This window comes from Nonomuraea glycinis, from assembly GCF_014646515.1.
GTDB classification, from domain to species: domain Bacteria; phylum Actinomycetota; class Actinomycetes; order Streptosporangiales; family Streptosporangiaceae; genus Nonomuraea; species Nonomuraea glycinis.
This window is the reverse complement of record NZ_BMNK01000001.1, coordinates 627,349-648,988: the sequence shown is the minus strand read 5'-3', so window position 1 is coordinate 648,988 and position 21,640 is coordinate 627,349. Positions and strand designations below refer to the sequence as shown.

Here is a 21,640-nt window from a genome sequence, read left to right as displayed (position 1 = left end):
GCGCCCCGGGCTAGTCGCGGGGCCCGGTGACCAACCGCAGCGCGAGGTCGGCGTAGAAGTCGCCCAGTTGCTCCGGCGAGTCGGCGCCGTCGAGCCGGTACCAGCGGACCAGGTCGATGCTCAGCGACAGCATCGCGCGGGTGATGCGCTCGACGTCGACCTGCGCGAACGTCCCGTCGGCGACGCCGCGCGCGACCGCGCCCCGGAAGTAGGCGTTGGTCCGGTGGCGCACCTCCACGATCTCGGCGTAGTGCTCGGCCGTGAGACCGTTCAGCTCCATCTGGCAGACGCGGGCGGTCACGTGGTGGCGGGCGTGCCACACGGTGTAGGCCGCGACGATGGCGCGCAGCCGATCCGCCGAGCTCCCCGAGCCCACGATCGACGGGTCCTGGACGTGCGCCAGGACCCGCTCGTGGCCGACCCGGATGATCTCGTACAGGACGAGCTCTTTCGAGGGGAAGTGGACGTAGAGGGCGGCGGGGCTGAGCCCGACGCCCTCGGCGATGTCGCGCGTGGTCGTGGCGTGGAATCCGTTCGCGGCGAAGCAGCGGACCGCCGAGGACAGCAGGCGGCGCTGCACCTCCCCCAGCTCCGGTCGCCACAGCTCGGGAGAGTGGTCCCGCAGCCGGGGATCGTCCGCCAAGTCCTGTGCGGTGAATCGGGCCTGCCGTCTGGCCATCCGCGCCCCACGCCCCTTCGACTCCGGGCGCATGCCCGCCACGGGCATTCTACGGATGGCCATGAAGCCTTGTGGATCACTCACTCAGTGAGGAAGGCGCACAGGGCGTCCGTCACGTCGTCGAGCGAGCCGGCGCCGTCGACCACCAGGTCAGGGTGCTCCGGCGGCTCGTAGACCTGACCGAGGCCGGTCATGTTCGGCAGCGTGCCGGCCTTGGCCTTGGCGTACAGGCCCTTCGGGTCCCGGCGCGCGCACACCTCGGCCGGTGTGTTCACCCAGACCTCGGCGAAGTCGCCCGGCTGGAACAGGCTCTTGGCCACCGCCCGGTCCGTCCGGAACGGCGAGACCAGCGCGACGACCACGATCAGCCCGGCGTCCAGCAGGATGCGGGTCAGCTCGGCGACCCGGCGCACGTTCTCCGCGCGGTCCCCCGGGGTGAACCCGAGGTCCTTGTTCAGCCCGCTTCGGACGTTGTCGCCGTCGAGCACGTAGGTGTGCAGCCCCATGGCGTGCAGCCGCCGCTCCAGCGCGTCGGCGATCGTCGACTTGCCGGCGCCCGGCAGGCCGGTCAGCCACAGCACTCTGGCCCGCTGCCCCTTCAGCCGTTGCCTGGCGTCGCGGTCGACGGTGTAGGCGTGCGGGACGACGTTGCGACCGCGCCGCAGCGCGTGCCGGACCATGCCGGCCGCCACGGTCTCCTTGCTGACCCGGTCCACGAGCAGGAAGCTGCCCGTGTCCCGGCAGGCGCGGTAGCTGTCCAGGCAGAGCGGGGTGTCGGTGGTCAGCTCGACCGTGCCGAGGTCGTTGAGGTCGAGGGTGCGCGCGGCGAACTGCTCGCCGGACACCACGTTCAGCCGGCCGCGCACGCTCGTGACCACGGCGGGCACCGTCCGCGACCCGGCCCGCAGCAGGTAGGAGCGGCCGTGCCGCAGCGGCTCCTCGGCGGTCCAGACCAGCGTGGCGGAGTACGCCGACGCCGGTGACAGCCCGTCGTCCAGGGTGCCCGGCGTGGTCAGCAGGTCCCCGCGACGGACGTCGACCTCGTCGGCCAGCGTCACCGTCACGGGGGTGCCGGGCGCGGCCCGGTCGAGGTCGACGCCGCCGGGGCCGAGCACCCGCTCGATCCGCGACGCGACGCCGCTGCCGGCGACCGCGACGGCGTCGCCCGGTCGGACCGGGCCGCCGACCACCGTGCCGGCGAAACCGCGCAGGTCATCCGCGCGGATGACGTACTGGACGGGCAGCCGGTAGTCACCGGGAGCGTCCGGTCGCGGCGGCTCGGGCGGCTCCCACGCGGCCAGCGCGCCGAGCAGGGTCGGCCCGTCGTACCAGGGGAGGTTCGGCGACGGGGCGACGACGTTGTCCCCGCCGAGTGCGCTGGCCGGTATGACGCCGGCCGTCATGTCGAAGCCGGCCGCCGCCGACCGCACCTCGCTCGCGAGCTTGTCGAACACCGCCTGGTCGTAGTCCAGCGCGTCGAGCTTGTTGACCACCGCGATGACGGTCCGCACGCCCATCAGCGCGCAGATCGCCAGGTGCCGATGGGTCTGCTCGCGGATGCCCTTCGTGGCGTCGACGAGTAAGACGGCGACGTCCGCGGTGGACGCCGCGACCGCCATGTTGCGGGTGTACTGCTCGTGTCCCGGCGCGTCGGCGATGATCACCCGGCGCCCGGACGGCAGATCCAGGAAGCGGTGGGCGACATCGATGGTGATGCCCTGCTCGTGCTCCGCCTCCAGCCCGTCGGTCAGCAGCGAGTAGTCCACCGCGCCGGCCGGGATCGTGGAGCCGCCGCGCCGGGTCCGCCGCGCGTAGTCGAGCTGGTCCTCGGTGGCGCCGCCGGTGCTGGCGAGCAGCCGGCCGATGAGGGTGGACTTGCCGTCGTCGACCGAGCCGCACGCGACCATTCGAAGCACCGCGACCATCAGAAGTACCCCTCAGACTTCTTGCTCTCTATGGATGTGCCGCCCTCACCGTCGATGAGCCGGCCGGCGCGTTCGGATCTGCGGTCGAGCCGCATCTCGTCGATGACCTCGTCGAGGTTCTCGGCCTTCGACTCGACGGCCGCGGTCAGCGGGTAGCAGCCGAGCGTGCGGAACCGTACCTGGCGGGGCTGTGGTCGCTCGCCGGGCTCCAGCGGGAAGCGCTCGTCGTCCACCATGATCAACGAGCCGTTCCGCTCGACGACCGGGCGTGGTGCGGCGAAGTACAGCGGCACCACGGGGATGTCCTCCCGCCTGATGTAGCGCCAGACGTCCAGCTCCGTCCAGTTCGACAGGGGGAACACCCGCATCGACTGACCGTCGGCCAGCTCGGTGTTCGCCCACCACCAGAACTCCGGACGCTGTGAGCGCGGCTCCCAGCGGTGGCCGGGCTCGCGCAGCGAGAAGATCCTTTCCTTGGCCCGCGACCGCTCCTCGTCGCGTCGCGCGCCGCCGATCGCCGCGTCGAACCCGTTGTCGTCGAGCGCCTCGCGCAGCACGACGGTCTTCATGAGCCGCGTGTACTCGTGCGCGCCGTGGGTGAACGGCGTCGCCCGCTCCGGGTTGGTGCGCACCTGGAGGTCGAGCCCCAGCCGCCTGGCCGTGTCGTCCCGGAAGGCGATCATCTCGCGGAACTTCCAGCCGGTGTCGATGTGCAGCACGGGGAACGGCATCCGGCCGGGCGCGAACGCCTTGGTCGCCAGGTGCAGCAGCACCGAGGAGTCCTTGCCGATCGAGTAGAGCAGCACCGGCCGGCGAAAGGCCCCGGCGACCTCGCGCAGTATGTGGATCGCCTCGGCTTCGAGCACATCCAGGACGTCTTCTTCGGCCACGTCTCGGCCCTCCGTCGTCGCTTACCAGACCAACCTGATGGACGATCTTCTGGTCTTCGTGATCCCGCCACTGGCCGCCGGCGGATCAGACCCTGATCCCCGCGACCCTGTCCGCCTATAGTAACCTATAAAGAGGCTATATCGGTTACTAGATGGCGTACGGCGCTCGGCCGCGTGGCGGAGGGAGCAACTCACCTGCCCGAGACACGCGGCCGGGAACAGCCTTTTCGACGCCAGATCGGCGGTGCGGTGATGAGCGGCCATGACTCCCTGACGGTGAAAGAGCTGTCCCAAAAGACCTGGATCGACTTCGAGACGGTGCTCGGGGCCAACGGAGGCGCCCGCGGGTGCTGGTGCATGCACTGGCGGCTGTCCATCGCGGAGTGGATGGAAGGAAAGGGCGAGGGGAACAAGAAGGCGATGAAACGCCTCTCCCAGCGCGAACCGGCGCCGGGCGTCGTCGTCTACCAGGAGGACGCGCCGGTAGCCTGGTGCTCGCTCGGGCCGCGTTCCTCGTTCCCGAGGCTGGAGCGCTCGCCGCTGCTCGCCGAAATCGACGACGAGCCGGTCTGTGCGATCGCGTGCGTCCTCGTCGAGAAGAAGCATCGCGGCTCGGGGCTGCTGCCGGCCATTCTCGAAGCCGTCTGCGACTACGCGGCCGGCGCCGGTTACCCGGCCGCCGAGGGCTACCCGATCGAGCCTCGCGACGGGAAACGCGCCGGCTCGGACACGGCGATGACGGGCATAGCCAGCGCCTTCCTCGACGCGGGATTCACCGAGGTGGCCCGCCCGCGCGGCGATCGGCCGATCATGCGGCGCAAGCTCCGCGCCACCCGATGACGTCGGTCAGCGGCGCAAGCTCCCGCCGCCCGATGACGTCGGTCAGCGGCGCGGGCGGCCGCGCCGCCGGGTGACGTCAGTCAGCGGCGCGTCCGCCATGACGGTGCCGGCGCGCCTTCTCGCGGTTGCCGCAGGTGCTCATGCTGCACCAGCGGCGACGCCCGCCCCGCGAGGAATCCAGGAACAGCCAGCCGCATCTCCCGCACGCCCTGATCCGGTCGGCCGGCAGGGCGAACAGTGCCTGAACGGCCAGCAAGGACAAGGTCGCGGGAATCGCTCCCGGCGCCGTCCAGTCCACGGTGAAGCGGTCCAGCGCGGCACTGATCCGCTGAACCTGCTCGGCTCGTACGCCCATCCCGGCCTGCTGCAGGAGTGCGCCGAAGGGTTCGGCCGGCACCGGCTCCCCGCCCGCGACCGCGCTGAACACGGCCCACGCCTGCTCGCGAACGGCCTGGACCTCTGACACGAGGGCACGCGCGGCCGCCTCCGTCAGCGGCGGCGGCTCCTCGAACAGGCCCGCGGACGCGCACCAGGTCAGGACGTCCGAGGGCGTTCTCAACAGCTCGCCGTCCTCGGCGGGATGCAGCCGATCGAAGACGGTGTTCGTGAGGTCCAGGACCGGGTGACCGCCGATGAAATGGCCGTCTTGCCAGGGCGGCCGGACCTCGGAAGTGAGAGTAACCATTGAGCCGAGCATATATGGTTACTCGGCCGGTCGCCAGGGCAGGTCTAGGTGATCTCTCCGATGAAGCGCCTCCGGAAGAGGACGGTCGCGACGATCGCCGCGGCCGCGAACCCGACCGCGCACCACAGCGACCAGCGCCAGCCCACGACGTCGGCCCCGGAGGCCGCGGTGAAGTGAGCCGCCACCGAGGCCAGCACGCCCACGCCCACGGCCAGCCCCAGCTGCTGGGAGACGTTGATCAGCGCGCCGGCCGTGGCCCGCCGTCCCTCGTCGGCGCCGTTCGTGCCGGCGATGCTCGTCGTGATCAGCGCGAGGATGTGGCCGAAGGCGTTCACGGAGGTGCCGATCAGGACGAGGGCGAGTCCGTAGTCCTCCGGCAGGCCCACCATGAGGAGAATGCCGAACGTCTCGATGACGATCCCGGACAGGAGCACCCGGTAGAGCCCGAAGCGCTCGATGAGTTTCCCCGCGTAGATCCCGGTAATGATCGCGATCGCGCCCGAGACGGCGAACGTCAGGCCGGTCGCGAGCGCGCCCAGACCGAGATGCGTCTGCAGGTAGAGGGTGAGAATGAACAGCATTCCACCGTACGAGCAGATCAGCAGGACGCTGACCAGGTTGGCGGCGCCGATGGCGGCGGTGCGGAAGATGGAGATCGGCACGAGGGTGTCGTCCTTGCGGGACTCCACCCAGATGAACAGGGCGATGGCCGGCACCGCGATCCCGGCGGCGAGCAGGATCGGCGCGGACGACCAGCCGTACCTCTCCCCCTCGGTGAGGGCGAACACCAGCGCGACCATGCCCGTGGTCGCCAGGGCGACGCCGGTGATGTCGAGGCGACGGGAGGCGTGCGTGTCCCGGCTCTCGTCGAGATACGTTCTGGCGAGAAGACCGGCGACCAGGACGATCGGCACGTTGATCAGGAAGATGGACCGCCAACCGGCGAACTCCGTGAGCACGCCCCCGAGCACCATGCCGGAGACGAACCCCGCCGACAGCGCCGACCCATAGATGCCGAGCGCGCGTTCGCGTTGCGCGCCTTCCGGGATGGCCGCCTGGAGCAGCCCCAGACCCGCCGGCGCGATGAACGCGGCGGCGACCCCCTGCAGGGCGCGGCCCGCGAGGAGCACCGCCGGCGACCAGGCGAGGCCCGCGAGGACGGAAGCGAAGGCGAAGCCGGCGAGACTCCAGATGAACACCCGCTTCCTGCCGTACAGATCGGCGACCCTCCCCCCGAACAGGAGAAAGCCGCAGAAGGCGAGGGGGTAGGTGGACAGGACCCAGGCGACGCCACCGGAGGTGAAGGCCAAGCCCTCGCGAATGCTCGGGGCGGCCACGTTGATGATCGAATAGTCCAGAGCGACCAGGAACTGGGTGCCGCAGATGACGGCGAGCTGCCAGAACCGCCGGGACCGGAATCCGCTCTCGGCCTCTCCGGTCGTGCGCACGGATGCTTCCTTCATCGTCCCTTCCTTTCGCTTCTGCCGGCCATCAGCCCGGAGATCTCGGACAGCGGGCGGCCGAGAAACGTGCGGTGAAGGTGCGCCACGGCCGTGAGCACGTCATGCTCGGCGCACGTGATGGAGACGCGTCGCCCGTGAACGGTCATGTCCCGCACCCCGATGCCGTGGGCTCTGAGGGTGTGCAGCACCTGGAGAAGGCGGCCACCGAACCCGCGGCCCACCAGCGACACCTTCGCCACCGGCCCGGACCAGCGGCGCCCGGTGAAGGCGCCGGCCGCGTGCAGGTCCGTGAGCACCTCGTCGACCTGGTCCCGGTCGCCGGCCTGCACGATGAACCGCAGCGAGCCGGGCACATGGTCGAGCATGTCCACCGACAGCATCGGATCGGTCAGCGCGGCGGCGACCGGGGTCAGGGCAGCGGGGTCGAATCCGTCGAGCCGGCAGCGGAGCTGGCCGGTCTGGTGGGCGACGCCGACGGCGGTGAGCCGCTCGCGGTCGAGCAGGGCGGCCTGGTGGAAGCCGGTCACCCAGGTGCCGGCGGTCTCGGTCGTGCTGGATCGGACGTGGATGGGCACGCGATGGCTGCTGGCGTACTCCACGCTGGAATGGGCGAGGACCGTCGCGCCGCTGGCGGCCAGCTCGGCCATGTCCTCATAGGAGAGGTGGTCCAGCTTGCGGGCCTCGGCGACGTGGCGCGGATCGGCGGTGAACACCCCCTCGACGTCGGTGAATATCTCGCAGGCCTCGGCCTGTAACGCCGCGGCCAGGGCGACGGCGGTGGTGTCCGAGCCGCCCCGGCTCAGCGTGGTGAGCTCGCCGCTGTCGGCGGCGACGCCCTGGAAGCCGGTCACCACAGGGACGTGCCCGGTCTGGACGCATGCGCGGATCCGCGCGGGGTCGACGCTGACGATCCGGGCGCTGCCGTGCACCCCGTCGGTGACGATGCCGCCGTCGCGGCCGCTGAACGAGCGGGCGGGCACGCCCAGCTCGTGCAGCGCCATGGCGAGCGCCGCCGCGGCGGCCTGCTCACCGGTGCTGAGCAGGAGATCCAGCTCCCGGGCGTGCGGCGCATCGGTGAGGTTACGCGCCAGGTCGAGGATGGCGTCGGTCGTGCCGCCCATCGCGGAGACCACGGCGACCACGGATCCATCCGCAGCGGCGATGCGCTGTGCCGCGTGATTGATCTTGTTCGCGTCACCCAGTGATGTTCCGCCGTACTTCTGGATCACCAGGCTCATCGGCTTACTCCTGCGCCACGTAGGTCTCGCGGCGCAGCTGGGACGGCGTGCCGAGCCGCACCGATTCGACCGCCGCCCGCCGGTAGTACAGCTGGGCGTCGTTGTCGGCCAGCATGCCGGCGGCGCCGTGGATCTGCATGGTCCGCGTCGTGACGGTGCGGGCCAGGTCCGACGCCGCCGCGAGGCCGGCCGCCGCGTGCTCGGCCGCGTCGCGGTCGTGCACCAGCATGCGGGTCGCGTCGATGTGCATCGACAGCTCGCTGAGCCGGAACGCCAGGCCCTGAAACTTGCCGATGGGCTGGCCGAACTGGCGGCGCGTCTTGGCGTAGGCGACGGCGTGATCGAGTGCCGCCTGGGCCAGGCCCACCAGGTACGCCGCCTGGCGCACCCGCGCGTGGGCCAGCGCCGCCGCCCACGCGGTGGCGGAGCCGGCCCACGCGGCCACGGTCGCGTCCGCGAACTCGACCTCGTACGCCTCACCCCGGCTCGTCTCCTCGTAGCGCCGCAGGGTGATGGACGGCTGCCCGGCACGTACGAGCGCGAGGCGCGGTCCGGCGGAGTCGACGCCGCCCACGACGAAGTGGTCCACCTCCGCCGCGAACCCGACGAAGGTCCGCCGCGCGGAGATCGTCTCGTTCGTCACCGACCAGGGCTCGGCCGCGACGGCCAGCGCCACCGGCGCCTGGCCGAGGTCGACGTCCCACGCCAGCTCCCGCGCGGTGAGCGTGTCGAGCAGCGGCCCCTGGTACAGCGCCGACCCGAGCAGCTCGGCCAGCCGCACGGGCTCGGCGGTGTCGAGCGCGCCGAGCCCGGCCAGCCCTTGCCACACCATCGCGCGCATCTCGCGGCTGTCCTCGTCGCTGCCCCCGCCTTCCCCGCGCGGCCGATCGGCCATCCGCCGGACCAGCGGCGCCAGATCGTCGTCGAAGAAGCCGGCGATCGCCTCGGTACCCACTGTGGTCATGACGGCAGCCCCAATTTCGATGTGGCGACGAAGAAGAGCATGATCTCCGAAGAGCCCTGGGCGAGCGTGAGCCCCGGAGCCTCCCGGAGCGCGGCGTCGAAGACGCCATCGGCGATCGCCTCGGGATCTCGTGCGTCCAGCAGCGCCTGCGGCCCGAGCAGCTCGACCGCCGCCACGGACACCTCCTTGGCCGTCTCCGACGTGTACCACTTGGCGGTCGCCGAGTGCACCTCGTCGGGCCGGCCGTCGTGCAGGTTGGCCACGCACCGCCAGGCCAGCAGCCGCGCCGCGCGTACCCGCGTCTCCAGCTCCACCAGCCGCTGCTCGCACCCGGGCGGCGCGTGCGCACGCAGCGCGGCCAGGGTGCGCTCCGCCTTGGCGGAGTGGTCGAGGCCGGTGCGCTCTAGCGGCAGCACCTTGCCGAGCACCTGCCAGCCGTCGTCGACCTCGCCGAGCACGTCCTCGGGCCCGACCCGGATCCCGTCGAGCGTCACCAGGTCGAAGCGCTCCTCCGACAGGTTCCACACCGGCTCGATGACCACGCCCATGCTCTGCAGGGGCACCAGGAACAGCGTGATCCCGAAGAAGTTCACCGGGCCGGTCGACGTGCGGGCCGCGCACAGCGCGAACTCGCTGTGCTGCGCCTTCATGTTGTAGATCTTCCGGCCGGACAGCCGCCAGCCGTCGCCGTCCGGCTCGGCGCGCGTGGTCAGCGACGCCAGGTCGGAGCCGACACCCGGCTCGCTGAACAGCACGTTGGCCGTGATCTCGCCGCGCGCGAGGCCCGGCAGGTACCGCTCCCGCTGCTCCTGCGTGCCGAACAGGTGGATGGCCATCCCGACGATGTCGATGCCCAGCGAGTGCACGTTCTCGGGGACGCCGTGGCGGATCATCTCCTCGGTGACGATCGCCTTCTCCACGATCGTGGCGTCCGCTCCGCCGTACCGCTCGGGCCAGTTGATCGCGAGCCGGCCGAGCTTGCCCAGGCGCCGGTGCACGTCGAGCAGACCGCTCTCCTGCCCGTACGGCATCCGCCTGGACCGCGCGATCTCCCCGCGTACGTCGTCCTCGCACAGCAGCTTGCAGAGCTCTTCCCGGAAGCCGTCCTGCTCCGGGGTGAAAGCCGGCATCATCGGGCGCTCACCTCCCTCAGTCCGTCGCGCATCGTCCGCGCCAGCGCCTCTATGTGCGGCGGCTGGAGCATGGTGTAGTGGTCGCCCCGCACCACCTGGATCTCGTCGGCGTAGGCCCGCCATCGGTCGAGCTTCTCCGGCCCCGACTCCTCGGCGCACAGCAGCAGCACCCGGCCGGCCACCCGCGAGGGACGGAACGTCAGGAGCGCGCGCACGTTCGCGGCGAACATCGGGAACCGCTCGGCCACCTCGGCGGCGTCCGGTTCGGCGCCCATGTCCGCGACGTCGGCGGCGAACCACGCGCGCAGCTCGTCCTCGCCGGGATGGGACGGCGCGTCCGGGACGGCGGTGTCGAGCACGAACGTCAGCGCGACGTCGCCGTCCTGGCGCGCCATGTCGAGCGCCACCGCCCCGCCGACCGACCAGCCGCCCACATGCAGCGGCCCGTCGGGCTGGACCTCACGGACCGCGGCCAGATAGGCGGCGGCGAGGTCGGGCAGCCGCCGGCCCTCGACCGGGTCGCCGTGCAGGCCCGGATCCTCCAGCGCGTAGACGGGCCGGTCGTCGCCCAGCAGCGCGGCCAGCGGCACGTAGGGCGCCACCGATCCGCCCGCCGCGTGCACGAGGAACAGCGGCGGCTTCGTGCCCGCGGGCCGGAGCGGCACCAGCGGGGACACCGTCTGCTGAGACACCGTCTGCCGAGCGGGGCGCGGCCGGGCGAGGGCCTCCTCCCGTCTGCGCCGTAACCGCAGTCGCAGTAGCGCGCGTCGTTTCCCCTCCAGGGTGGAGGGCTGTGCGCCGGCCATCAGCTCGTCTCCTTCAGCAGCCGGTCGAGTTCCTCCTCGGACAGATCGGCGACCTGATCCTCCAGCTGCGCCACCTCGTCCTCGCCCAGCAGGGCCCGCTGCGCGTCGTCGATCTGGGCGGCGAACTGGCTGAGCAGCGGGTAGCTGAACAGCCGCCGCGGGTCGAGCGTCACCTGGAAGGCGTCGCGCACCCGCGAGATCATCTGGGTCACCTGCAGCGAGTTGCCGCCGAGGACGAAGAAGTTGTCCTGCGCGCCGATGCTGCCGGCGTCGAGGCTCAGCAGGCCCTGCCAGATCTCGGCCAGCCGGCGCTGCGTCTCGCTGGTCAGCTCGACCTGTCCCCCGCCGCCGTCGGGGCGCGGGTCGGGCAGCCGGGCGTGGTCCACCTTTCCGGTGGAGGTCAGCGGGAGCTGCTCCAGCTGGACGTAGTCGGTGGGCACCATGTGCAGGGGCAGCCGCCCGGCCAGGTGCTCGCGCAGTTCCTCGGGCTCGAACGCGCCGACCACGTACGCGGCCAGCCAGGCCGAGGGCGTGCCCGGGTCGCGCACGGTCACGACGCACTGCCGTACGCCGGTGAAGCTCTCGATGGCGTGCTCGATCTCGCCGAGCTCCACACGCAGGCCGCGCAGCTTCACCTGGCGGTCGACCCGGCCGAGGAATTCCAGTTCGCCGTCGGCGTTCCAGCGCACCAGATCGCCGGTGGCGTACATGCGCTCGCCCGCGGTGGCGGCGAACGGGTCGGGCAGGAACTTCTCGGCGGTCTGGTCGGGCCGGCCGAGGTAGCCGATGGCCAGACCGGCGCCCGCCATGTACAGCTCGCCGGGCACGCCGGGCGGCACGGGCCGCAGTGCCTTGTCCAGGACGTAGGCCCGCTGGTTGGCCATGGCGCGGCCGATCGGCGGCGGCCCGTCCAGCGGCTCCGGCGGGCACAGGTAGTCCACGCAGGTGACCGTGACCTCCGTCGGCCCGTATCCGTTGTGGAACTCGCGCCCCGGCTTGCGCCACCGGTTGACCAGATCGGGGCCGAAGGGCTCCATGCCGATGAAGCACACCCGCAGGTCGTCCAGGACGGACGGATCGAGCAGCCCCAGCACCGCGGGCGGGATGTCCACCATCGTCACCCGCTCGCGGGCCAGCAGCCGCTGCAGCGCTTCGGGGTCGAGCAGCTCGGCGCGCGGCGCGCCCACGATGGTCCCGCCGGCGGTCAGCGTGGAGAACACGTCCGAGACGCTCACGTCGAAGGCCGGGTTGGAGAACTGCAGGATCCGGTCGTCCGGCGTCACCGAGAACATCCGCTGGAAGGTGGTGCAGAAGTTCACCACGGCCCGGTGCGGGACCATGACGCCCTTGGGGGTGCCGGTCGAGCCGGAGGTGTAGATGACGTACGCCGTGTCCTCCCGCGTCACGCGCACCGAGGGCGGCGTGACCGGCCGGTCGTCGAGGGTGTCGGTGTCCAGCAGGATGCGCCCCACGTCGGCGGGCACCCGGTCGGCGAGATCCGACGTCGTCACCACCGCGGCCACGTCGGCGTCGGCGAGCTGGTAGGCCAGCCGCTCCGGCGGATATTGCGGGTCGAGCGGCAGCCAGGCCCCGCCCGCCTTGAGCACGCCGAGCTCGGCGGCCGGCAGGTCGAAGCCGCGCTCCAGCAGCACCCCGACCACGCGCCCCGGCGCCACCTTGAACTCCTCGACGAGCGCGTGCGCCAGCCGGCTGGACCGCTCGTCCAGTTGCGCGTAGGTCAGGTCCCGTTCCGCGAAGCGCATCGCGACCGCGTCGGGCGCCTCGGCCACGCGCGCCGCGAACAGCTCGTGCAGCAGGCGCTCGTCGGGCTCGCCGGGCGCGGGGTTCCATTCGGTGAGGACCCGTAGGTATTCGCCGTTGGACATGATGTCCAGCGCGTCCATTCGGGCGTCCGGCCGGGACAGCGCGTCGGCCATGACCGTGGAGAAGTGCTCCACCAGCCGTTCGACCCGCTCGTGGTCGAACAGCTCGGAGGAGTATTCGATCCACACGCCCAGGCCGCCGTCCGGCAGGTCGTTGATCTGGAACGTGAGGTCGAACCGGGTCGTGCCCGGTTGCGGGGTGAGCATCTCGACCTCGACGCCGGGCAGCCGCCAGCGGGCGATCATCGGCTCGGGCAGCAGCGTGAACAGGTGCGCGACCAGCGGGTTCCGGCCTGGCAGCCGCTCCGGCTTGAGCTCCTCCACCATGCGGCCGAACGGCACGTCCTGGCGGGCCATCCCTTCGAGGATGGCGTTGTTGGTGGTGTGGACCAGGTCGCGGAACACGGGATTGCCCGAGAGGTCGCCGCGGACCGCCACCGTGTTGGCGAAGAACCCCATCATGGGCTCGGTCTCCGAGCGGGTCCGGCCGGACAGGACCGACCCGAGCCCGATGTCGTGCTGACCGGTGTAGCGGTTCAGCACGATCTGGTACCCGGCCATGGTCAGGGCGAGCAGGGAGACGTTCTCGGCCTGGGCCAGCTCGCGGATCCCCCGGGCGAGCTCGTCGGGCAGGCGGGTCTCGTAGATGCGGCCGGCCCCGGTGGGCGCCGACGGGCGCTGCCGGTCGGTACGCCACTCCAGGGGTTCCATCCCGTCCAGCGCGGCCCGCCAGTAGTCCATCTGCTTGGCAGGCTCCTCACTGAGCAGCCAGAGCCGCTGCCACGCCGCGAAGTCGGCGGGCTGCAGGGGCAGCGGGGGGAACTCCGCGCCGCTCGGATCGGTGTAGCGGGCCGTCAGCTCCTCGGCGAACTGGCGCGAGGACCATCCGTCGATGACGATGTGATGCCAGACGATGGACAGCACGTGCTCCTCAGGGCCCAGCCGCAGCAGCGCGAACCGGTACGGCGGGCTGTTGCGCAGGTCGAACTCCTCGCGCACCTGCCCGTCGATCCAGTCCTGAACGGACTCCTCGGTCCCGTCGGTCACCGGCAGGTCGAAGGTCTCGGGCGGCGGATCGACCGTCTGGAAGGGCACGCCGTGCTCGTCGCCGAACCGGGTGCGCAGGCTCTCGTGCCGCGCGACTATCCCGCGCAGCGCCTCGGCGAGGGCGGCCACGTCGAGCTGCCCGCGCAGGCGCATCGCGAACGGCACGTTGTAGACGGGTGCGCCCGCGACCATCTGGTGCAGGAACCACAGGAACCGCTGCTGCTCGGCGATGGCCATCTTGCCGGTGCGCGGGACGGCGACGATCCGCTCCCGCTCGGCCTTCTCCGCCACCCGCTGGCGGACCTTCATCTCCAGCAGGGCGCGCCGGATATCGGCGACGTTACGTTCGTCGGGTGTAGCCATGATCTCCCTCTCTTCCTTCACCGTCGCACGCTCAATGGGCGCAGATCGGTCCACACCCGCGCGATGTGTGCCAGGCAGTCGCTCCTGCCGCCCTCGACGCCGGCCTCGCGCCAGCCGGTGGGAATCTCCCGGCCGGCGGGCCAGATCGAGTACTGCTCCTCGTGGTTGATCACCACGACGAACTTGTCTTCCATGGCGCTTACCTTTCCTGAGCTACGAAGGCGGGAATGTCGGTCAGTTCACTGAGGTAGCGATCGAGCGTCCTTGGCCCGGTCGCCGTCGGCCGCGCCAGCGAGGGCGCGTGCCGGCTGAACCGCTGGGTGTCGAAGTGACGGGAGCCGTCGGTGAACATCCGGTCGAACTCGACCGGCGCCGCGTCACCGTCGGCGGCCGGAGGCGGCAGCAGCAGGCGCAGCCCGGCGAGCCTCCCGTCGGGCTCGGCGAGGGCGTCCAGGCGGTCGCGGAACCGCGCGTAGCCGACCCGGTCGAGGCCGCACCGGTCGGCGAGCTCGCCGAACGCCTCGGCGAAGCGCAGCCTCGACGGCCACAGCACGTGCATCGCGCCGTCGGGCACCTCGAGGTCGCCGGTCGCGGCGCGGGCCACGAACTGGCCGACCACGTCCACCGGGGTCACGTCGGTCGCGGCTTCGGTCGGGAACACGCATCCGGTGCGCGCGCACGCGTACAACAGGTTGTGCGCCAGCGAGTCCGGGTTGGCCACGCCTGTCGCCCGGTGCGGCCACACCTCGCCGAGGCGGTACACCACCGAGCTGACGCCCTGCCGTTGCGCGTCGGCGAGCAGGCTCTCCGCGACGTACTTCGACCTGTTGTAGCCGTCCGCGGCGACCTGGTCCGGCGCCGGGATCTGACTCTCGGTGATGCGCGGGGCGGCCGGCCCGGGGGGCGGGAAGATGCTCAAGGTGGACAGGGTGTGCAGGCGGGCGCCGCCCGAGGCGAGTTTGATCAGCTCCTGTACGCCGAGCACGTTGGCCGGGCGGTGGTCCAGATAGCCGGACAGGAAGTTCACCGCGCCCGCGGCGTTGACGACGCCGGACACGGTCGAGGCGATCGTGTCGAACCGCCGCTGCGACAGGCCGAGCAGCTCGCTGCCCAGGTCGCCGGGGACCACCTCGACCCGTCCGGTCTTGAGTGCCATGGGCAGCTGCTGCCAGGCGGACGTCAGCCCGTACTGCTCAAGGGCCTCGGTCAGCCGCCGGGCGCCGTCCGGTGGGTCGGCGCACCGTACCAGGCAGATCAGTGCGGCGTTGGAGCGCATCAGCAACTCGGCGAAGATGTGCGCCCCGACGAACCCGGTCGCGCCGGCGAGCAGCAGGGTCTGCGGCGGGCGCCACGCCAGGTCGTGCTTGATGTAGGCCAGTTCGGCGCTGTCGTCGTCGACGCCCTTGGTCAGCCGCGCCGCCTGGGCGCGCACGGTGGAGGCGACGAGGAGGTCCCTGGGCCGCACCGGCCTGCCCAGCCGCCGGCTGACCTCGGCGGTGAGCCGGTAGGCGATCAGCGAGGTGCCCCCGTAGTCGGAGAACGGCACGACCACCGAGACCTGCTCCTGCTCGAGCACTTCACGCCACGCCGAGCAGATCAGCTCCTCCATCGGGTCGGCCGGCGGTTCGACCCGCTCCACCGGGCCCGGCTGCCGCGCCGTCTCGGCCACGATGAGCGCGGCCAGGGTCTTGCGGTCGGCTTTGCCGTTGCCGTTGAGCGGGAGCGCGTCGAGCACCACGATCTGCTGCGGGACCTGCTCGGCCGGCAGTTTCTCCGCCGCGTAGCCGCGGAGAAGCTCCACGGGCGGCGGATCGTCCGGCGATCGCGGGGTGACGCAGCAGACCAGCGTGGACTCGGGTGCCTCACCGAGCACGATCGCCACCGCGCTGCCCACGAGCGGATGGTCGGCCAGGGCCGAGGCGACATCGCCCAGCTCCACCCGCACCCCGCCGACCTTGACCTGCTCGTCGCGGCGGCCGATGAAGTACAGCAGCCCGTCCTCGCCGGCCCGCGCCAGGTCCCCGGTCCGGTAGAGCTCGTCGCCGGGGATCTGGGGGAACGGGTTGGCCACGAACGCCCGCGCGGTGCGCTCGGGATCGTTGAGGTAGCCCGCTCCGATGCACTCACCGCCGAGGTACAGCTCGCCGGGCGTGGTCGCCGGGACGGGCATGAGATCGTCGTCGAGCACGATCGCGGCGGTGTTGTCGATGGGGCGCCCGAGCGGGATCCGGTCGACGTCGGCGTCCGTGACGTCGTGGAACACCGATCCGATCGAGCACTCCGTCGGCCCGAACGTGTTGGTGACCTTGAGCTCGGGCAGCAGCGCGCGCAGCCGGTGCACCGCGCCGGGACCGGCCGCCTCGCCGCCGATGAGCATGCGCCGCAGGCTCGACGTCGCCTCGCGCAGGTCCTCGCGCACCTCCAGCAGCGACACGAACGCCGCGAGCACCGACGGTACGAAGTCGGTCATCGTGACGCCGTAGCGGCCGATGGTCATCGCGGTCTCCTCAAGGTCGAGGATCCCGTCGCGGTGCGGCAGCACGACCTGCCCGCCGGACACCAGCGGCCACAGCACCTGCCACATCGAGGAGTCGAACGTGGACCGGCTGTTCTGCAGCGTCACGTGCCCGGCCCCGTCACCGAACCGGCGCGACATCGTGGTCAATCGGTTGACCAGGCCGCGGTGGTGGTTCAGCGCGCACTTGGGCGTGCCCGTCGAGCCTGAGGTGTAGAACCCGTAGATCAGGTCTTCGGGACCGGGTGCCCGGCCGGCCGGTGGGGGCGTCAGCTCGGCTGGATCGTGCGGCGGCTCCGCGCAGTCGACGATCACCGTCGGCAGGGACGCATCCAGCTCGGCGACGGTCTCCGCGGTCGCCCGCGATGCCACGATGACGGGCGGCGACAGCTCGGCCATAATCGCGCCGAGACGTTCGATCGGCCAAGCGGGATCCAGCGGCACGAATGCCGAGCCCGTCTTCATCACCCCGAAGAGTGCGGTCGGAAATTCGGGCCCGTCCGCTATCAACACGGGTATCAATTGTCGCGCCAGGACGCCGTGACCGATCAGTCGATTGGCCGTCACATTGGCCGCGGCGTCCAGCTCGGCATAGCTCATCGTAGTGTCGCGATAGCGGATCGCGGGACGGTCGGGCGCGTTCTCTTTTTGTGCGCAGAACAGGTCGAGTACTGTGCTCCGCCGAGGGAACGCGTGCTGCGGACCCAAAGATAAGTGAATTGTGGTTAAGGCATTTTCGCTCGGGTGCGACTGCTGGTGGCGTGGCATCGTGCTCCCATGGTCTCGACTGGTAAAGATCCTTCGCGTCGCGGAAAAGTCACCGGTCATGCCGGTGCGTCTCAGGCGGCCAGGGCGGCCCTCGGCGAGCGTGACGAGGAGGCGTTCACCGTGTCCTGCGGCTGTGGGCAGGCGACTGCGCAAGGCGTGCGATGAGCCTGGGAACTGCGGTGACCATGTGTTTTCTCCCTGGACCTAATGACCTGAGCACAGCTTGAGTAACCGATAACAAGTTGGATACGGGTTACTACCATACTGAGCACAGGTGGCTGGGATGTGCAACCCCGGCTGTCGCCGCCGCCCGCGCGGCCCGTCACCGATATCGGTCCGAGGTCGAGCCCGAATCTCCGGGCCGACCACTCGAATGGCCTCCGCCCGTGCCGACCGAAGAAAGTTCGGCGCAGGTTTTTCGAATGGCGAGTTAGGCAATGACGAGTGGGGGCAGGCCCTCTACCCAAGCCGACGCCTGCCAATCACCGAATCGGCCGCACCAGCAGCACCCGGGGCAGAAGGGCGTTCACGCTTGTCACCGAGGTCGATATCGCGCCCCGCCCACCAACGAAGGAGGAGGCCGTGGGCCAAGTCAATGACAACGTACGGGCCGGATTATTGCAGTCGGGAGGACTTTCCTCCCTGGCCGTCGGCGTCTGGCTCCGTGAACTGCACACCGAGACGAGGCACTATATTGCCGATATCGGTCAGTCGGATCGTACGAATATGGACGCACTTGTATCTGCGCTGCGCGGATTCGGCGATGAAGTCGTCCTGCTGGATCTGCGATCATCGATGGCCGCCGTGGCGTCGGATCTGCTGAAATATCGTGCCCGCCACGACGGCGGCTACTGGAACACGACCGGCGCCGCGCGCCTCGTGCTCGTCAGCGAGGTCGCACCGCTGATGCGGGCGGACGGCTGCCGGATGCTCACGCACGGCTGCGTCGGCGGGGGCAACGACCAGCGCCGCTTCGCCCGCTACGGCCCCCGGATCGCACCGGAGCTGCCGGTCATCGAGCCGTGGACGGATCCGCAGGCGCTCGAGCGATTCCCCGATCGCGAGACCATGCTCAAGGCCGTCGCCGAGCACGGGCTGCCGCTCGACCCGGGCAGCGGCGCCGAGCGGTCCACCGACGCCAACCTCGCCGGCATCTCGCACGAGTCGGCCGAGCTGGAAGACCTCGCGACGCCGGTCACCAGGCTCCAGCCGAGATGGAGCAGGTGGCCTGAGCAGGCCCCGGCCGAGCCTCAGACCGTCACGGTCACCTTCCGCGACGGACGGGTCGCCGATGTCAACGGCAGCGGGCCCAACCCGGTCGCGTGGATGACGCGGGCCAACGACATCGGCGCACGGCACGGCGTCTGGCTGCGCGACGTGGTCGAGCGGCGCATCATCGGCACGGTCTGCCGGGGCATCTACGAGGCGCCCGGCCTGGAGCTGCTCGAACGCGCGTGGACCCGCATCCTGCAGGCGAGCCTCGACGCGGCGAGCCGCGAACTCTACGACCGGCTGGCCGCCGGGCTGGGCGCCGCGATGTACGAGGCCCGGTGGCTCGAACCCGCCGCGCGGGCGGCGCGAGACGCGATCGACCGCCTCGTCGGCGAGATCAGCGGCAGCGTGACCCTGTCCGTCCACCGGGGCATCGCCCGGGTCGAGGGGATGACGGTCGACAGCCGCGTGGTGCAGCAGACCCGGTTCGGCTCGGGCGGCAACCGCTGGAGTTCGGGCCTGGAAGGAGAGAGCGATGCGTGAGCGTCGATTCGGCCGGCTCGGCTGGATGATCAGCGACGTCGGCTATGGCATGTGGGGCATAGCCGGCGGCGAAGGCGGATGGACCGGGGCCGACGACGAGACCGGTGACACCGCGTTGGACGAGGCCGTGCGGCTCGGGTGCAACTTCTTCGACACCGCCTGGATCTACGGCCGCGGCCGCAGCGAAGGGATGCTCGGGAAGCTGGTCAAGCGGCACCCGGACCGCCGGCTGCACCTCGCGACCAAGCCCCCGCCCAAGGACCGCGCCTGGCCGTCCACCCGCGACTCCAAACTGTCCGAGGTCTACCCACCGGATCATCTCTGGGAATGCCTGCACCGCAGCCTCGAAGCGCTCGACCTGCCGTCCGTCGACCTGTTCCAGTTCCATGTCTGGGAGGACGCCTGGGCGCACGACACCGCCTGGCAGGACACCGTCACCGAGATGAAGGAACGCGGGCTGATCAAGGGCGTCGGCATCAGCGTCAACCGATGGGAGCCCTGGAACGTCCTGCGCACCCTGAACACCGGGCTGATCGACGCGGTGCAGGTCATCTACAACATCTTCGACCAGGCCCCCGAGGACGAGCTGCTCCCCGCCTGCCGTGAGCTGGACGTCGCGGTGATCGCCCGGGTGCCCTTCGACGAGGGCACGCTCACCGGGACCCTCACCCGCGACACCCGCTGGCCCGAAGGCGACTGGCGCAACACGTACTTCGTCCCCGAGAACCTCGTCCCGAGCGTGGAGCGCGCCGAACGGCTGGCGCGGATCGTGCCCGAGGGCATGACCATGCCCGAACTCGCGCTGCGCTTCATCCTCCAGAACCCCGACGTCGCCACCGTCATCCCCGGCATGCGCACCCTCACCCACGTCCGCGCCAACCTCGCCACCAGCGACGCGGAGCCGCTGAGCGAGGAGCTGATGGCCCGGTTGCGCGAGCACCGCTGGGACCGCCGGCCCACCGCGTGGTCGCAATGAGCGCCGCGCCGAAGCCCATCGTGCTGTGGGCCGTGCCCCGATCGCGCTCCACCGCGTTCCTGCGCATCATGCTGGAGCGCGGCGACCTGGAGGTGGCCCACGAGCCGTTCTCCTACCTCCAGGTGGACGGCCACTACGAGCTCGCGGGCCGGCGCGTCACGTCGACGGTCGGTCTGCTCGACGTGATGCTCGAGGTCAACGCCACCGAGCGCCGGGTGTTCGCCAAGGACACCACCGACTACACCTACCCGCCGCTGCTCAAGGACGAGCGCCTGTTCAACGACGTGATCAACACGTTCATGATCAGGGAGCCGCGGGGCGCGATCTCCTCGCACTACGCCATGAATCCGGGGGCCACCCTGGACGAATACGGATTCGAATACCTGCACGCCATCTTCGACGCCGTGCGCTCGGCCACCGGTGAGGTCCCGCTGGTGATCGACGGCGACGATCTCGTGGCCGATCCGGAGACGATGGTCCGGGCGTACTGCGAGCGGGTCGGGCTCGCGTTCAAGCCCGAGGCGATGCGCTGGGATCCCGGCCGGCAGTCGAACTGGCAGCGCACCGACCGCTGGCACGCGGAGGTCGCCGAGAGCAGCGGCCTGGTGGCCAAGCCGCCCGGCCGGCGCGAGACCCCCGAAACCAACGAACACCTGCGCCGCATAGCCGACCACCACCAGCCCTTCTACGACGCACTCGCCCACCACCGCCTCACCGGCTAGGCCATATTCGGCACCGCGTCCTCAATGCCGCGGGAGCAGGTCAGCCCTCCCCCGTAAGGTCCGATGGCGGGGCGGCGCCGCCGGTGTGAAGAGTCAGGCCGCCACCGTTCGCGGGCCGGAACCCCAGTGCGTGGAGTTCGGGAGTCTCGAGAGCGGTGACCACGCGCAGGGCACCGCTCTCGGCCGCCTCGCGGACCACGAGACGCACCAGCGCGGCGCGTACCTCCGAGGGGACGCCGGGCCGGATGTGCACGAGATCGAGACGGACGGTGGTGCGCTGCTCGTCCTCCCAGGACGCGGCCACATGACCGACGAAGGGTCGTCCGCGAGCGTTGTCGACGTAGGCCTGAAGCCAGCAGGCAAGCGTCCCCTCGGCGATCAGCCGTCTGGGAATGACGACATCCATCCCCGCCTTGGCCAACCAGGAGCCGGCCTTGGACGCGAGCGGGGATACCGCCTCCCGGTCATGCCTCCGCAGCGGGGAGAAGGATTGCACGATCTCGTCGTCGAGGTGAACCGAACTGACGAAGAACCCGGCCGGGCAGAGATCCGGCGCATCGTAAGTGTCCAACACGACGTACCCGTTCCGGATCACCCGCCGGCTTCGACTGACCAGCCCGGTCGCGAATTCCTCCGTCAGTCGAGCCGCGACGTCCGCGGCCCATTCATCCGCCGAAGCCACCGCCAGGCCGGTCCACGGACTCTCCGGCACCGTCGGAAACGCGACCTCGATGGCGTACACGTTCGGATCTCGCCGCCAGCGAAAGATCACTAACATACCGTCGGGCTCCGCCTTGACATCGACGGCGGAGTACCCGTCTGTCACAGCGCCAGTACGCAGTACACAGGCCCTGACCGCTCCGAAGATCTCCTGCCGGGACCACTCGATCGCCACCCGCGAAGACTCCCACGATCTCCCCCCATTGGTCGATGGCGACCACCACCTGATCGCGAGTGCGGGGGCTCGAAGCTCATGTGCTCGGCCAGG

At 70.8% G+C, this 21,640-nt stretch carries 17 protein-coding genes; 4 read left to right on the top strand and 13 right to left on the bottom strand.

Features of this window, described 5'->3' with window-relative positions:
- Positions 1-10: 10 nt before the first annotated feature.
- Genes IEY87_RS03040 through cysD form a run of 3 tightly spaced genes read right to left on the bottom strand, consistent with a single transcriptional unit; the run spans position 11 to position 3,494 of the window.
- Positions 11-742, bottom strand: coding sequence for a TetR/AcrR family transcriptional regulator (locus tag IEY87_RS03040; RefSeq protein WP_189136891.1), 732 nt, complete (start codon positions 740-742; stop codon positions 11-13).
- A 17-nt stretch (positions 743-759) separates the two neighbouring features.
- Positions 760-2,586, bottom strand: a complete 1,827-nt coding sequence (gene cysC, locus IEY87_RS03035) for an adenylyl-sulfate kinase (protein ID WP_229699290.1) — start codon at positions 2,584-2,586, stop codon at positions 760-762.
- Between the two features lie 17 nt (positions 2,587-2,603).
- Complete coding sequence (gene cysD / locus IEY87_RS03030) at positions 2,604-3,494, bottom strand: sulfate adenylyltransferase subunit CysD (protein WP_189136889.1); 891 nt, start codon at positions 3,492-3,494, stop codon at positions 2,604-2,606.
- Between the two features lie 252 nt (positions 3,495-3,746).
- Between cysD and IEY87_RS03025 the strand changes: the two genes are divergently transcribed.
- The gene (locus IEY87_RS03025; RefSeq protein WP_189136888.1) at positions 3,747-4,334 is read left to right on the top strand and encodes a GNAT family N-acetyltransferase; all 588 of its coding nucleotides are present in this window, start codon (positions 3,747-3,749) and stop codon (positions 4,332-4,334) included.
- Positions 4,335-4,410: 76 nt separating this feature from the next.
- Here IEY87_RS03025 and IEY87_RS03020 read toward each other — a convergent pair whose 3' ends face one another.
- The 9 genes from IEY87_RS03020 to IEY87_RS02980 are packed head-to-tail and all read right to left on the bottom strand — an operon-like array spanning position 4,411 to position 17,199.
- A complete protein-coding gene (locus tag IEY87_RS03020; protein WP_189136887.1) occupies positions 4,411-5,019 on the bottom strand; it encodes a CGNR zinc finger domain-containing protein in 609 nt (202 codons plus the stop codon).
- 44 nt (positions 5,020-5,063) lie between these two features.
- Positions 5,064-6,482, bottom strand: a complete 1,419-nt coding sequence (locus IEY87_RS03015) for an MFS transporter (protein ID WP_189136886.1) — start codon at positions 6,480-6,482, stop codon at positions 5,064-5,066.
- Positions 6,479-7,720 carry an aspartate kinase gene (locus IEY87_RS03010; RefSeq protein WP_189136885.1) on the bottom strand — a complete coding sequence of 414 codons (1,242 nt, stop codon included), beginning with the start codon at positions 7,718-7,720 and terminating at the stop codon, positions 6,479-6,481. Before IEY87_RS03010 ends, IEY87_RS03015 begins: the two co-directional genes overlap by 4 nt.
- Positions 7,721-7,724: 4 nt before the next feature.
- Complete coding sequence (locus IEY87_RS03005) at positions 7,725-8,684, bottom strand: acyl-CoA dehydrogenase family protein (protein ID WP_189136884.1); 960 nt, start codon at positions 8,682-8,684, stop codon at positions 7,725-7,727.
- Entirely contained in the window at positions 8,681-9,817 is a 1,137-nt protein-coding gene (locus IEY87_RS03000; protein WP_189136883.1) for an acyl-CoA dehydrogenase family protein, read from the bottom strand. The genes IEY87_RS03005 and IEY87_RS03000 overlap by 4 nt, the downstream gene beginning before the upstream one ends.
- Entirely contained in the window at positions 9,814-10,623 is an 810-nt protein-coding gene (locus tag IEY87_RS02995) for a thioesterase domain-containing protein (RefSeq protein WP_189136882.1), read from the bottom strand. The genes IEY87_RS03000 and IEY87_RS02995 overlap by 4 nt, the downstream gene beginning before the upstream one ends.
- On the bottom strand, positions 10,623-13,916 hold the full coding sequence (locus IEY87_RS02990) for a non-ribosomal peptide synthetase (protein ID WP_189136881.1): 3,294 nt from the start codon (positions 13,914-13,916) through the stop codon (positions 10,623-10,625). Before IEY87_RS02990 ends, IEY87_RS02995 begins: the two co-directional genes overlap by 1 nt.
- Positions 13,917-13,933: 17 nt before the next feature.
- Complete coding sequence (locus IEY87_RS02985; RefSeq protein ID WP_189136880.1) at positions 13,934-14,110, bottom strand: MbtH family protein; 177 nt, start codon at positions 14,108-14,110, stop codon at positions 13,934-13,936.
- A 5-nt stretch (positions 14,111-14,115) separates the two neighbouring features.
- Positions 14,116-17,199, bottom strand: a complete 3,084-nt coding sequence (locus IEY87_RS02980; protein WP_225276797.1) for a non-ribosomal peptide synthetase — start codon at positions 17,197-17,199, stop codon at positions 14,116-14,118.
- Between the two features lie 444 nt (positions 17,200-17,643).
- Between IEY87_RS02980 and IEY87_RS02975 the strand changes: the two genes are divergently transcribed.
- Genes IEY87_RS02975 through IEY87_RS02965 form a run of 3 tightly spaced genes read left to right on the top strand, consistent with a single transcriptional unit; the run spans position 17,644 to position 20,652 of the window.
- Positions 17,644-18,954: an argininosuccinate synthase domain-containing protein gene (locus IEY87_RS02975; protein WP_308426443.1), complete on the top strand. Its 1,311-nt coding sequence runs from the start codon at positions 17,644-17,646 to the stop codon at positions 18,952-18,954.
- Positions 18,947-19,930 (top strand): aldo/keto reductase, encoded by a 984-nt coding sequence (locus IEY87_RS02970; protein WP_189136877.1) that lies wholly within the window; start codon positions 18,947-18,949, stop codon positions 19,928-19,930. The genes IEY87_RS02975 and IEY87_RS02970 overlap by 8 nt, the downstream gene beginning before the upstream one ends.
- Positions 19,927-20,652, top strand: a complete 726-nt coding sequence (locus tag IEY87_RS02965; protein WP_189136876.1) for a sulfotransferase-like domain-containing protein — start codon at positions 19,927-19,929, stop codon at positions 20,650-20,652. Before IEY87_RS02970 ends, IEY87_RS02965 begins: the two co-directional genes overlap by 4 nt.
- Positions 20,653-20,692: 40 nt before the next feature.
- Here IEY87_RS02965 and IEY87_RS02960 read toward each other — a convergent pair whose 3' ends face one another.
- Entirely contained in the window at positions 20,693-21,547 is an 855-nt protein-coding gene (locus IEY87_RS02960) for a hypothetical protein (protein ID WP_225276798.1), read from the bottom strand.
- Positions 21,548-21,640 lie beyond the last annotated feature (93 nt).

Bases quoted from the DNA above. Each gene is read 5' to 3' on its own strand.
- IEY87_RS03040 (WP_189136891.1), bottom strand. From the start codon at position 742: ATGGCCATCCGTAGAATGCCCGTGGCGGGCATGCGCCCGGAGTCGAAG.
- cysC (WP_229699290.1), bottom strand. From the start codon at position 2,586: ATGGTCGCGTGCGGCTCGGTCGACGACGGCAAGTCCACCCTCATCGGC.
- IEY87_RS03025 (WP_189136888.1), top strand. From the start codon at position 3,747: ATGAGCGGCCATGACTCCCTGACGGTGAAAGAGCTGTCCCAAAAGACC.
- IEY87_RS03020 (WP_189136887.1), bottom strand. From the start codon at position 5,019: ATGGTTACTCTCACTTCCGAGGTCCGGCCGCCCTGGCAAGACGGCCAT.
- IEY87_RS03015 (WP_189136886.1), bottom strand. From the start codon at position 6,482: ATGAAGGAAGCATCCGTGCGCACGACCGGAGAGGCCGAGAGCGGATTC.
- IEY87_RS03010 (WP_189136885.1), bottom strand. From the start codon at position 7,720: ATGAGCCTGGTGATCCAGAAGTACGGCGGAACATCACTGGGTGACGCG.
- IEY87_RS03005 (WP_189136884.1), bottom strand. From the start codon at position 8,684: ATGACCACAGTGGGTACCGAGGCGATCGCCGGCTTCTTCGACGACGAT.
- IEY87_RS03000 (WP_189136883.1), bottom strand. From the start codon at position 9,817: ATGATGCCGGCTTTCACCCCGGAGCAGGACGGCTTCCGGGAAGAGCTC.
- IEY87_RS02995 (WP_189136882.1), bottom strand. From the start codon at position 10,623: ATGGCCGGCGCACAGCCCTCCACCCTGGAGGGGAAACGACGCGCGCTA.
- IEY87_RS02990 (WP_189136881.1), bottom strand. From the start codon at position 13,916: ATGGCTACACCCGACGAACGTAACGTCGCCGATATCCGGCGCGCCCTG.
- IEY87_RS02985 (WP_189136880.1), bottom strand. From the start codon at position 14,110: ATGGAAGACAAGTTCGTCGTGGTGATCAACCACGAGGAGCAGTACTCG.
- IEY87_RS02980 (WP_225276797.1), bottom strand. From the start codon at position 17,199: ATGCCACGCCACCAGCAGTCGCACCCGAGCGAAAATGCCTTAACCACA.
- IEY87_RS02970 (WP_189136877.1), top strand. From the start codon at position 18,947: ATGCGTGAGCGTCGATTCGGCCGGCTCGGCTGGATGATCAGCGACGTC.
- IEY87_RS02965 (WP_189136876.1), top strand. From the start codon at position 19,927: ATGAGCGCCGCGCCGAAGCCCATCGTGCTGTGGGCCGTGCCCCGATCG.